Here is a 12,376-nt window from a genome sequence, read left to right as displayed (position 1 = left end):
CCGGGTTTATCCTCCGATGAGCTGAACGAATACCGGAATGACCAGCACCGTCACCACTCCCACGACGACAACCGCGATACTTGCCATTGCCGCTTCTACTTCCCCCATCTCAATACCGACCGCAACACCGAGTGCGTGTCCTGATGTGCCGAGAGCCAGTCCTTTAGAGATTGGGTGCTTTACTTTAAACAGTTTTAAGAATAGAGCGCCCAGAGCATAGACGATAACGGCGTTGAAAATGACGGCGAAAGCGGTGATATCGGTGATGCCGCCGATTCCTTTTGACAGCGGAAGGGCAATTGCCGTTGTCGCCGCCTGCGGAAGCATGCTTTTCATAACGGCCGCGTCAAGATGAATGCCTTTTGCGATCAAATAGACAATCGTCACTGAGCAGATAGAGCCGACAATGATAGAAGACATGATCTGCCACCAGTATTTTTTCAGTTTGTCACGCTGTTTGTATAAAGGGATGGCAAAAGCGATCGTTGCGGGCTCCAGGAAGAATTTAATAATGTCTCCCCCGCTTTTATAATCTTCATATGAAAAACCGCCGAGCTTCAGAAAAAGGATTCCAAGCACCATTGCGACAAACAGCGGGGTGAAGAGGAAAAAGCCTCTCGTTTTTTTAAATAAATACGTGCCGATGCCAAAGGCCGCAAGTGAAACGACAATACCGAAATATGGACTCATCCGATTTCCCTCCTAATGCTGCACAAGTTCTTTTTCCTGATTGGAACGGCGCACCGTTTGTTTTTCAGGAGCAGTCTTCTGACGTTTTTGGCTGGCAGACAAGATCAGCTGAGAAAAAAGGCCCGTGGCCCCTAACAGAATGATGGTGGCGAGTAAGATGACGAGTGCGATCTGCACGCCGTACTGCTGCATGACGCCAAGTGAATTCATCACGGAGATGCCCGACGGGACAAATAAAAATCCGATCAGTGACGTTAATGATGTTCCCAGCGTTTCTACTTGTTCAAGCTTAATCACTTTCAGACATAAGAGGACAAATAATAACACCAAACCTACTACGGAAGCGGGTATAGGAATGGGGACAATCGCTGCAATCCCATTAGATATGAGCATAATTACGGCAAAAATAAATGCTTGTGTCAGAAATCCGTACACTTTTTTCGCACTCATTTTCTTCACCTCTTTCTCTTTGTTAGGTCCATTATAAAAGAGAAATCGCCTTTTAAAGCGCTTTCATAACAAACGGCTGAATATTCATTCTGAAATGCAAAAAACGGCTGCTGAAATGCAAAAGCCGCCTCATATAATATGAAGCAGCTTTTTTAAGTCCTTGGCGTATGTACGGCTGACGGGAATTTTAGAGCCGTCTTTTAAGATAAGATTGTACGTCGAATTAAACCACGGATGAATTTCAGTAATATGCTCCGTATTCACGATGAACGCGCGGTGCACTCTCAAGAAACCCGTATCAGGCAGTTTTTTCTCAATGACCGCCAAAGTTTCATGAACGGAATAAGAAGCGGCAAACGTTTTGACAGAAACGTGTCCGTCCTCCATGCCGGCGAAAATAATGTCCTTCGTATCTAAAATGACAATAGATTCACCGGCTGATACAGCCAGTTTATGCGCTCCGGCTGCGGACGGCTGCTCTGAGACGGCTCCTGCCCTGTCCTGCTTCACTCTTTTAAACTTTCTGATCGTCTGGCGCACTCTTTCTTCATCAAAAGGCTTCGTTAAATAATCGAGCGCGTCGACTTCAAAGGCTTTTAAAGCAAATTGGTCATACGCCGTTGCAAAAACGACGGCCGGCGGATTTTTCATGTTTTTCAGCCGTTTGGCAATGTCAAATCCGTTTTCTCCTGACAAATCAACGTCCAAAAACAGCAGATCCGGTTTTTGATCCATCATACTGTCAAAAGCGGATTCAATATTTTCTGCTTCGTTTATGTCACTTACTTCATTCGTCCGTTTCAGCAAATAAGCTAATTCATCTCTTGCCAGCATTTCATCATCAACGATTAACACCTTCAGCATGTTCTTCTCCTTTAGTCATCAGTTTCAAAGGCAGCTCAAATGATACGTCCGTACCTTTGCCGGCCTCACTTTCCAATCGCAGGGCTGCTTTGGGGCCGAACAGCCCGATCAGCCGCTGATTTAAATTGTAAAGCGCGGTTCCCGTCCCTTCTTTAGACGGGAGCGGACGGTTTCCGAGCACGGACAGCAATTCCGGATCAATTCCCCGCCCGTTATCTCCAACCCGCATTAAAACCGATTGACCGGCGGATACCACGCTGACATTGACGGCACAGCTGTCCTGCTTTCTTGAAAATGCATGGCGGAGCGCATTTTCGACGAGGATCTGCAGCACAAAAGGAGGAATTTCGATGTCCTCCAAACCGCGTTCGATCTCAAGGCTGATTTTATATTTCCCGGGAAAACGGGCCTGCTCCAATGATAAATATGCCTGCAGATGGTTCAGTTCTTTAGAAAGCGGGATGAGCAGCTGCCTTGCCCCCTGCAGATTGGAACGGAAATAGACGCTGAGCTGCAGCAGAAGCTTTCGGGTTTTTTCCACATCCGTACGGCAAAGAGCAGAAATCGTATTGATCGCATTAAACAGAAAATGCGGATTGACCTGTGCTTGAAGCGCCTTTATTTCTGCGTCTTTCAGCAATTTGCTCTGCAGTTCCGCCTCGCCGAGTTCAAGCTGGGTGGAAAACAGCATGGCGAGTCCTTCTGCAAGCTCTTCTTCAACCCGGCTTAAACCTGACGGGCTTTTAAAGTACATTTTCAGCGTCCCGATCGTTTTGCCGTTTGACGTCAGCGGCAATACGATCGCCGCATGCAGCGGACAGGGATCGTGCGTGCATTCAATTTCTGCCTTTGATGTCGCTTTCATAATATGACCCGTTTTAATGACGCGTTTTGACAATCCGGTGATCAGGCTTTCAGACGGAATATGATGGTCGGCACCCGCGCCGACGTGCGCCAAAATCTTTTCGTTATCCGTAAGCGATACCGCGTCCGTTCCCGTTTGCCTGTGGATGATGGCGGCGACGCTTTTGCATGAGCTTTCATTCAGCCCCTGGCGGAAAAACGGAAGCGTCTGATCGGCAATCATCAGCACCCTGTGGGTTTCAAGGGCTCTCGCCCGTTCTTCCTTCCGGATAATCGACTGAATGATCGAAAGAAAAATAAAAGTCCCTGACCCGTTTACCAATATCATCGGGATGCCGATGATGCTCACAAGCGTCCAAGCATCAGAAAACGGCTTGGCCATCAAGAGGATGAGCAGCATTTGCAGCGATTCCATTCCGAGTCCGACAAGCGCGGCCACCCGCGGTGTCGGCATCGCATAGCGTTTTCTGAAATACCGTCCGATCCAGCCGGACAAAATGCCCGCTAAAACGGATGAGACGGCACAGCTGACTGCGGTCGCGCCGCCGAGTGATAAACGATGGAGGCCGGCCAGTATGCCGACGCCGATTCCCACATACGGGCCGCCTAAGAGTCCGCCGATTTCAACGCCCATAATTCTTGTATTGGCAATTGAACCTGACGGATTAATTTGAAACACCCAGTCATTATTCATGATTGTATTCCGCTGAATTTCTATTCCCGTATAGTTGCTGATGATACTGAACAGCGAGAAAATTGAAATCAGCACCGCTTTGCCTTTATAGCTCTCAGGCTGCTGGAGCGCCTGTCTGAACAATCTGGTATGAGCCAGAACAAATCCCAATATGACGATAATTCCGACTCTTTCCAGCATCATGATGATCAAATGCAGCATACTTTTCACCTGTTCTTTCAAATTTTATTTTATCACGTTTTAGAGCCTGAGACAGAATCTGACACAAACCTGCCTGTTTTTTTCAAATCATCTGAAAACAAATCTTTCACAGTCTATATATCTATTGTAGAATAAACGGGAGCCTTGCGGCAGAGAGTTTCAGAATATAACAAAGAGGAGAAGATCATGAAAGCCGTATTTTTTGATTTGGACGATACACTGTTATGGGATGAAAAAAGCGTCAGAACAACATTCAGGGAAACATGTTTACAAGCGGAAAAAAAATATGGCCTTGACCCGCATACATTTGAAGAGGCGGTTCGGAAAGCGGCACGGGAATTGTATATGTCATACGAAACCTATCCTTATACGGTCATGATCGGCATTAATCCGTTTGAAGGATTGTGGGCGAATTTTTCCGAGCCGGTCAGCGAAGGGTTTAAAAAGCTGAATCGGATTGCGCCGGAATACAGACGAAACGCCTGGACGAACGGCTTAAAAAGCGTCGGTATAGACGATGCGGCTTACGGCGAATATTTGGCGGAGTTTTTCGCGGCGGAACGCAGACAGCGTCCGTACGTGTATGATGAAACGTTTGCAGTGCTTGATAAGCTGAAAGGTGTTTATGAATTGCTTCTGCTGACAAACGGCGACCCCAGCCTGCAGAAAGAAAAACTCGCCGGCGTTCCTGAGCTCGCGCCTTATTTTAATGAAATCGTCATCTCAGGCGCTTTCGGAAAAGGGAAACCCGACGCCTCCATATTCGAACATTGCCTCGGCCTCCTGAACCTGAAAAAAGAAGACGCCATTATGGTCGGAGATAACCTCAATACTGATATATTGGGAGCGAAACGGGCAGGCATTACGACAGTCTGGGTAAACCGGACGCAAAAGAAAAATGATACGGACATTGCCCCTGATTACGTGATCAGCGATCTTCACGAGCTGTTTGCGATTATAGAGAAACAAAAAGAAAGATAATGTTATACGCAAAAAAACCCCATTCTGAATGAACGGGGTTTTTTGTATTTCCGGTTATTTTTTCGCTTCGGCTACAGCCTTTTTCACAAAATCGTCCAATGAGACGGTTTCTGATTTCTGCTCACCGTATTTCCGGACGTTTACCGCGCCGTTTTCCGCTTCTTGGTCACCGACCACAAGCATGTACGGGATTTTTTGCATTTGCGCTTCACGGATTTTATAGCCGATTTTTTCGTCCCGGCTGTCAAGCTCGACACGCAGGCCTTCACGCTGCAGGCGCTCCTGCACTTTTTTCGCATAGTCAAGATGCACGGACGGTGATACAGGAATGACTTGGAATTGCACCGGCGCAAGCCATGTCGGAAGGGCGCCTTTGTGCTCTTCGATTAAGAAAGCAACGAAACGCTCCATCGTTGACACGACGCCGCGGTGAATAACGACAGGGCGGTGCTGTTTGCCGTCTTCTCCGACGTAAGTGAGATCAAAGCGTTCCGGAAGAAGGAAGTCAAGCTGTACAGTTGACAATGTCTCTTCTTTGCCGATCGCCGTTTTCACCTGCACGTCAAGCTTAGGGCCGTAAAACGCCGCTTCGCCTTCCGCTTCATAATAGTCGTGCCCCATCTCATCCATTGCCGCCTTCAGCATGGACTGCGCTTTGTTCCACATCTCATCATCATCAAAATATTTTTCCGTATCTTCAGGATCACGGTAAGACAGGCGGAATGTGTAATCACTCAGTCCGAAGTCTTCGTATACGTCTTGAATCAAACGGACCGTGCGGATGAATTCTTCTTTAATCTGATCAGGGCGGACGAAAATGTGCGCGTCATTTAACGTCATGCCGCGTACGCGCTGAAGACCTGAAAGCGCCCCGGACATTTCGTATCGGTGCATCGTTCCCAGCTCTGCAATCCGGATCGGAAGCTCGCGGTAGCTGTGAATGTCCTGTTTATAAATCATCATATGGTGAGGACAGTTCATCGGACGGAGCACGAGTGTTTCATTGTCCATTTCCATCGGCGGGAACATTGTATCCTGATAATGATCCCAGTGGCCTGATGTTTCATACAGGTCTTTGCTTCCGAGAACAGGCGTATAGACGTGCTCATAACCGAGGCTCAGCTCTTTATCCACAATGTAGCGCTCGATCACGCGGCGGATGGTTGCGCCTTTCGGCAGCCAGAGCGGCAAGCCTTGTCCGACTTTTTGAGAGTTGGCGAACAATTTTAATTCTTTGCCCAGTTTTCGGTGGTCGCGCTCTTTCGCTTCTTCAAGCATCCGCAAATGCTCTTTCAGGTCATCCTTTTTAAAGAAGGCCGTGCCGTAAATGCGCTGAAGCATTTGGTTTTTGCTGTCGCCGCGCCAGTATGCGCCCGCAAGGCTCAGCAGCTTAAATTCTTTAATTTTGCCTGTAGACGGCACGTGCACGCCGCGGCACAGGTCAAAAAATTCGCCCTGCTCATAAATGGAGACCGTTTCGTCTTCCGGTATGGCATCCAGCAGTTCAAGCTTCAGATTATCGCCGATTTCCGCAAACATGGCTTTTGCTTCATCACGGCTCACTTCTTTTCGGATAATCGGCAGATTTTCACCGACGATGCGTTTCATTTCTTTTTCAATCTTCGGAAGGTCATCCGGCGTCAGCGCCTGCTCCATTTCAACGTCATAATAGAACCCGTTTTCAATGACGGGGCCGACACCGAATTTCACATCTTTATAAATGCGTTTAATCGCCTGGGCCAATAAATGCGCCGTGCTGTGCCGCATGATGTTCAAGCCTTCTTCTGTGCCTTCTGTAATGATTTCTACGGCACCATCCTCTTGAATCGGCGTTCTTAAATCAATTTCCTGTCCGTTCAGTTTTCCGGCTAAAGACTTTTTCTTTAATCCCGGACTGATGGATGCCGCGATATCTTCTGTTGTTGTTCCTTTCGGAAATTCCTTTACCGCTCCGTCCGGAAATGTGATGTTGATCATATCTGACATCTTCGTCACTCCTTTTTTTATGCAAATCAAAAACCCCGCCCCCTATGAAAGGGACGAGGTTAAATAAACGGAATCGTGGTTCCACCCTTTTTTCCGCACGGCCGATTGTTTCGGCACCTGCAGCTCTAAACTCTGTAACGGGAGTTCCCGTCAGCTATTACTGGCGCTTCTTCCGGCGTTCACAGCTGAAGTTCAAAGGCGGTAAAGACAATGATCCATAGCTGGAAAGCTTTCAGCCTGGGCTCTCCTCTCTTATAAAGCCGGTATCAATGCTTCATGTCCTTATCAATACGTGTAGCAATCATTAATCTTTTATGTATTATAAAATGTCTGCGAGAAAAATGCAACTCGGTTTTCCGTCTGATTTCGCACAGACAGCCCTGCCGCTTACACAAGGCCGTCCGTGCGGCTATCCTTCCGTCTTCTCGGCTGCAAACGCGCCCAGCGGAAAAAGGCGCACCCTCTCCTGAAACACGTTTTGAATCGTTCTGGACATCATATGCTCCGGTTTGTCCGTATACAGTTCTACCATCTCAGGCGCAATGGAGATCAGCGGCGCAAGGAGATGGGAATCTATATACATCGGGTGCTCCCGCACAAACCGTCTGTCTATGTATTTTTTCTGTTCCCGTTCTGACAAATAGCGCAGCTCCCACAGCGTAAAAGCCCGGTCATGTACGATGCGGACTTTCTTCATCCGCGGCGGATTGGATGTCACATAATCTCTCAGAGATTGGATAAAGTTTTGATATTCCTGTTCCATCCGATATTCATCTATCGCAGCCTCCGCGTATTCTCTGAGCCGCTCATAATACCTGCCGAGCCGGAACGTCTGAAACGAACGCACGGAAAAAACACCCGCATCAAGTGAAATCGTCCGGAGCGCATCTGAAATAAACTGTGTGCGCGGCTCTTTCTTCGGCTCGAACGGATGATCCTCAAGCTCTCCTTCCATAATGCTGTGTGCAAGCTGAAGGATTTGCTGCTGTTCATCCTGATCGGTGAAGCAGTATGCGTCCTCAATAAGCGAAAGCATATGCTCGTCTTCTTTGCATTCCAAAAAAAACCTGACAAGTATCGGCTCAATAAAGCGCTGAACGCAAAAAGCCGTTTCAGACCTTGCGATTCCGACTTTTTTTATGCCTTCACGGACAATAAAATGTCTCCGGTCGTCCGATTGCTGAATGAGATGTAAAAAAGCGGCGGTATCGTGGTCATCTTCAAAGATCACTTCAAGCATATTTGTCCCCCCTTACGGCATCTGTTACAAGTATATGGGGGATGTTTTTAAAATAGACGTAAAGGTTAGCTTTCACCGCCGAACAAATGGCGCACCTTCTTTTTAAATATAACGGGAAGCGATAAAAATACGATGTAAAGACAGATCACGCCGAGTACGGTCAGCACATTGCCGGACATAAAGCTCGCGCCGAGCACATTCAGGACGATCGTCCCCGGAATAATGCCCGCTGCGGTCGCCAAAAAATACGTCATCGGCCTGACTTTCGATAGGCCCGCGGCATAGCTGATCACATCAAAGTTAACAGGCAGAATGCGCAGGATAAAAATATAAAAGAAGCCATTGGTTTTCATCTGCTTTTGAATGGCTTCCATTTTTCCATGACGGCTTTTCTCATTAAAGGCAAACAGCCCCGCCGCAAAAAAAGACGCGGCGGCAGCGCCCATTGAGCCCGCCAGCGTATACACGGTGCCGAAAAACGGGCCGAACGCCAATCCTCCGGCGACGGAAACGATTGATACGGGAAACAGCACAAAAGGCCTGACAATGGAAATTCCGATAAACACAAGCGGCGCAAAAACACCGAACGATAACACCCACAGCCGGATCTCCTTAGGCGACAGATTCAGATATTTGCGGTTTGCCCACAGCAAAAGGCCCGCTCCCGCCGCAGCCGCAGCCCAAGTGACAGCCTTCTTATTCCTCATTCCCTCAAATCCTTCCCATTGGACGCCGGCATCATGAACGGCGGCGGTTTTCCCCGTCAAGACGGACGGGCGAAGCCAAATATAAAATCCGCTCCATCAGTCTTGCCGCTTTTACTTCTTCCTTTTCTCCCCGCTGTGAATACGTAAAATGATGCTTCAGCTCGTCTGGTGAAAAATTAGACGAGAAGAAAGTGGGAAGCTGCTGGCTCATTCTGTGCTGAAGCACGGTGCCGATGACCTCATCCCTGACCCAGCTTGTCATTGACTCCGCCCCGATGTCATCAAGCATCAGTACGGGCGTCGTTTTCACCATATTCAGTTTCGCCTCCAACGACTGATCCTGGAGCGAGTTTTTCAGCTCTCTGACAAATTCGGGAACATATACGATCATTGATGAATACTCTTTTTCCGCCAGCTCGTTGGCAATGGCGGCTAAAATAAATGTCTTTCCGATTCCGAATTTTCCGTACAGATACAGCCCTTTGCCTTTTCCCGTTTCATTATAGCTCTTCAGAAAATCCGTCACATGCTGGAAGATGCCGACTCTGCTCGGATCGGTAATGTCGATCTGCTGAAACGTCGCGCCGAGAAGATCCTGCTGGATATACATGCTCTTCATCAGGGACTTTTGTCTTTTCTGGCGGTCGAGCTTTCTCTTTTCCGGACATTCGTAATATTCAATATCAATGGAACGCCCGTTGATCACAAGCTTCGGATGATAGCCTTCAAGCAGGCTGTTCGTCCGGCTGTCTTTCGAGCAGAAGGCGCACTGTTTGCTTTGCTGAACGAATTCGTACAGTTTATTTAACCCTCTGTCAATCATGCTTTGATTGATTACATCTTTCTGTTCCTTCAAAAAAGCCTGGACGTCTTCGTCGGCCATGACTTGCTGCTGCATTCGTTCCAGGCGTTTTTGAAAGTCAGGTCTTTTCGTCACGCCTTCTAAGGATCGGCTGATCGGTTCCATTCAATATCACCCCGCTTCTCTGTCTCAATAGGCAGAGTATTTTTTCAGTTTTTTCATTTCTTCCATCATTTTTTTCTTCTGTTCTTCAAGATCCTGCGCGGAAAGAGCCGGCTGTTCTTGTTTCTTCCCGGTTTCTTCTTCTTTCATCCAATCAGGACGCTTTTCTTCCCGGACGGTTTTTTTGCCGCGCGCCGCGCCGTTTGTTTTGCCGTCCGCCCAATCAAGATATTGCCTGTGCTCTTCTATTGCGATCTTCATTGCTTCCCGTACCGTTTTGACTTTCTTTCTGGCCCAGTGGGCGGCGATTTTTTGGATATAGTTTTTGGACAGCTTCATATCCGTTTTCAGCATGACATAATAAATCAGCACATTGGTGACGCCGGGCTCAAGCTTTTGTTCGAACATAATATCAGCGATAATCTGCAAGTCGGCTTTTGACGGCTCGGTTCCGTCCGCAATGTCCTGAAGAAGCTTTCTCGGTGATATGGTCTCAAGCTGTGCGATGAGTTCGCCGTTCAATGAATCGTCCTTTTCCGTCCGGTTTTCTCTCAAGGTGACAGGCTGTGTTTTATCAATCAGTTCCGGAAGCTTCCCGCTTCTTTCAATTTGATACCAGTCGCTGGCCGCTTTCCTCAGCGCTTCGGCCGTTATCGTATCCTGTTCATTAATTGCGGTCATGACGACGTGCTGCATGGAGATAGGATCTATTCCGTATAAATATGAAAGCTTTTTAATGCTCTCCCGCACGTCCTGCGTGATTGATTTGCGCGGTATCATCGTTTCTGACAGTCCCGCCATGAAAAGCTCAAAATCAAACACTTCCTCCGTCACCGTATAGGAAGGCGCTTGTCCGACAGACGCCGTCTCATAGTCCTCGGGTAGCTTCATCGCCTCTTCCATATCAGGCGTCATTTTCCATTCACTCGGCTGAAAAGAGGCAAAAGCGTGATTAAAAGGACGGGTAATTTCCCTTGCGTCCGCGCCGACGGAAGGATGCGTGTAAAATTGTCTCAGCTGCTGGTATTTCGTTTTACCGACTCTGTTATAAAGAAAGACATTCAGCATGCCGTCTTCAAAAAAATCATTCGGTCTGAGCGGGGGCAGCAGCTCATAAATAAACATCCGCTCTTTTTGCTCGGACTCCCGGATATACACTTTCAGCAGCCCGATTCCTTCAAGCTTTCCCTGTTCATGATGAATCTTTTTTAAATTTGACTGCATCATGCCCATCAGCTGCCTGTGCGTGGATTCCGCTCCCCACAAGCGGTTCTGCTCAAGCTCTCCCCATAAGGTCATATAAAGGGAGAATGCAAAAGAACCGATCAGCGGCTGGTACAGATGTGTCAAAACCTGTCTGTCGACATCCTGAAGAAGCGAACGGCTTTTGACCGTATAAGGATCTACAGGCAATACGTCATTCCAATAGTCAGCCATGATTCTCAAACCTTCCGATATGTTTCTACTCTCATTTTACACCGTTTCTGCGATCTATCAAATGCCAATTTTGCTCATGAGAAAAGAGCCAGACACAATCTCTTAGCTCTCTCAGCGTTCTTTCTTTATTAAATCTTTCAATTCATCGATAAACACGTTTATATCCTTAAACTGCCGGTAGACGGAGGCAAAGCGGACATAAGACACCTCATCGATTTTCGCCAGACGGTCCATTACCATTTCTCCGACAAGTTCGCTTTTGACTTCAGATACACCTTGGTTTCTCAGCTCTTTTTCAATGTCAAAGCACATGTCTTCCAATGTTTTTAAAGGAACGGGCCTTTTTTCACAAGCTTTAATTAACCCGCGCAGCATTTTTTCACGGCTGAATTCTTCCCGGACGCCTTCTTTTTTCACGACGATCAGAGGCATCTCTTCAAACTTCTCAAATGTAGTGAAGCGGTAATGGCAGGCTTCGCATTCCCGCCTTCTGCGGATTGATTTCCCTTCGTCCGCAGGCCGTGAATCAAGTACGCGGGAACCGTTATGCTGGCATGAAGGACATTTCAAATTGGATCAGCTCCCATCTGTTTCGTTGCTGTAATGCGGTTCGCAAGCTTCCGGTAAATGCCCGCCAACGTTTCTAGGATGAGCCTATTTGTTGGGAGAGCCGATAGACCGGCCTTATCTTTTCTATTTTACAAAAAAAATGCTTAAAGAAAAAGCAATGCTGTTTTTTTACATTAGAAAAGGAGCATCAGCTTCAAAGCGCGTAATGGCTTTTTCAGCTTAGCTCCCTTGTGTTTGCGTTTTGAAAATTACAGTACTTTCGCTTGTGCCTGTTTAATCTGTACAGGCCCCATTCCTCTCGGTATTTCAATGTTTTCTCTTGTATCTGCATGTAATGCGTCCGCAATGTAATCCGCAGCCACATTAGGATCCAGGTCTCCACAAGTATAAACATCAATGCTTGCATATCCGTGTTCAGGAAAACTGTGAATCGTTAAATGTGACTCAGAGATAATAACGACTCCGCTTACGCCTTGCGGTGCAAATTTGTGAAATGCGACCTCGCGCACCTCAGCTCCTGATTTCAAAGCAGCATTTACAAACGTTTTTTCAATAAAATCCATGTCATTGAGCTTATCAAAATCGCATCCCCACAGCTCGGAGATGACGTGACGCCCCATTGTTTCCATAATCATGGACCCCCCTTAACAAGAATTAAAAAAGTGAATTTCCGAGAACTGACCCGGCCATTTACCACGGGGGAAAGTTAGTCCGGAGAGGTCCTAACC

At 47.5% G+C, this 12,376-nt stretch carries 12 protein-coding genes; 1 reads left to right on the top strand and 11 read right to left on the bottom strand.

Going from position 1 to position 12,376, the window contains the following annotated elements; all coding sequences use genetic code 11:
• Positions 1-6: 6 nt before the first annotated feature.
• The 4 genes from lrgB to OVA33_RS10725 all read right to left on the bottom strand — a co-directional run bounded on the left by lrgB (position 7) and on the right by OVA33_RS10725 (position 3,763).
• A complete protein-coding gene (gene lrgB / locus OVA33_RS10740) occupies positions 7-690 on the bottom strand; it encodes an antiholin-like protein LrgB (RefSeq protein ID WP_007408093.1) in 684 nt (227 codons plus the stop codon).
• 12 nt (positions 691-702) lie between these two features.
• On the bottom strand, positions 703-1,140 hold the full coding sequence (gene lrgA / locus OVA33_RS10735) for an antiholin-like murein hydrolase modulator LrgA (RefSeq protein ID WP_017418327.1): 438 nt from the start codon (positions 1,138-1,140) through the stop codon (positions 703-705).
• A 129-nt stretch (positions 1,141-1,269) separates the two neighbouring features.
• Positions 1,270-2,004 (bottom strand): LytR/AlgR family response regulator transcription factor, encoded by a 735-nt coding sequence (locus OVA33_RS10730; protein ID WP_014418602.1) that lies wholly within the window; start codon positions 2,002-2,004, stop codon positions 1,270-1,272.
• Positions 1,982-3,763 carry a sensor histidine kinase gene (locus OVA33_RS10725; protein WP_017418328.1) on the bottom strand — a complete coding sequence of 594 codons (1,782 nt, stop codon included), beginning with the start codon at positions 3,761-3,763 and terminating at the stop codon, positions 1,982-1,984. Before OVA33_RS10725 ends, OVA33_RS10730 begins: the two co-directional genes overlap by 23 nt.
• Before the next feature lie 186 nt (positions 3,764-3,949).
• On the opposite strand from OVA33_RS10725, the gene OVA33_RS10720 reads away from it, so the two are divergent.
• Complete coding sequence (locus OVA33_RS10720) at positions 3,950-4,744, top strand: HAD family hydrolase (RefSeq protein ID WP_017418329.1); 795 nt, start codon at positions 3,950-3,952, stop codon at positions 4,742-4,744.
• 54 nt (positions 4,745-4,798) lie between these two features.
• On the opposite strand, the gene thrS is transcribed toward OVA33_RS10720, so the two are convergent.
• The 7 genes from thrS to speD all read right to left on the bottom strand — a co-directional run bounded on the left by thrS (position 4,799) and on the right by speD (position 12,277).
• Positions 4,799-6,730, bottom strand: coding sequence for a threonine--tRNA ligase (gene thrS, locus OVA33_RS10715; RefSeq protein ID WP_025649713.1), 1,932 nt, complete (start codon positions 6,728-6,730; stop codon positions 4,799-4,801).
• A gap of 409 nt (positions 6,731-7,139) precedes the next feature.
• Entirely contained in the window at positions 7,140-7,970 is an 831-nt protein-coding gene (ytxC, locus tag OVA33_RS10710) for a putative sporulation protein YtxC (RefSeq protein ID WP_017418333.1), read from the bottom strand.
• Positions 7,971-8,035: 65 nt separating this feature from the next.
• A complete protein-coding gene (locus tag OVA33_RS10705; RefSeq protein ID WP_007408086.1) occupies positions 8,036-8,677 on the bottom strand; it encodes a TVP38/TMEM64 family protein in 642 nt (213 codons plus the stop codon).
• A 31-nt stretch (positions 8,678-8,708) separates the two neighbouring features.
• The gene (gene dnaI / locus OVA33_RS10700; RefSeq protein WP_012118157.1) at positions 8,709-9,644 is read right to left on the bottom strand and encodes a primosomal protein DnaI; all 936 of its coding nucleotides are present in this window, start codon (positions 9,642-9,644) and stop codon (positions 8,709-8,711) included.
• A 24-nt stretch (positions 9,645-9,668) separates the two neighbouring features.
• A complete protein-coding gene (locus tag OVA33_RS10695; protein ID WP_017418335.1) occupies positions 9,669-11,078 on the bottom strand; it encodes a replicative helicase loading/DNA remodeling protein DnaB in 1,410 nt (469 codons plus the stop codon).
• 111 nt (positions 11,079-11,189) lie between these two features.
• Positions 11,190-11,648, bottom strand: a complete 459-nt coding sequence (nrdR, locus tag OVA33_RS10690) for a transcriptional regulator NrdR (RefSeq protein ID WP_003152473.1) — start codon at positions 11,646-11,648, stop codon at positions 11,190-11,192.
• 248 nt (positions 11,649-11,896) lie between these two features.
• Entirely contained in the window at positions 11,897-12,277 is a 381-nt protein-coding gene (gene speD, locus OVA33_RS10685; protein ID WP_003152471.1) for an adenosylmethionine decarboxylase, read from the bottom strand.
• Positions 12,278-12,376 lie beyond the last annotated feature (99 nt).

Origin of the sequence: Bacillus sp. KICET-1 (genome assembly GCF_027721405.1) — a bacterium.
GTDB classification, from domain to species: Bacteria; Bacillota; Bacilli; order Bacillales; family Bacillaceae; genus Bacillus; species Bacillus velezensis.
The sequence above is the reverse complement of the archived record's forward strand: the minus strand, read 5'-3'. Positions and strand labels throughout refer to the sequence as shown.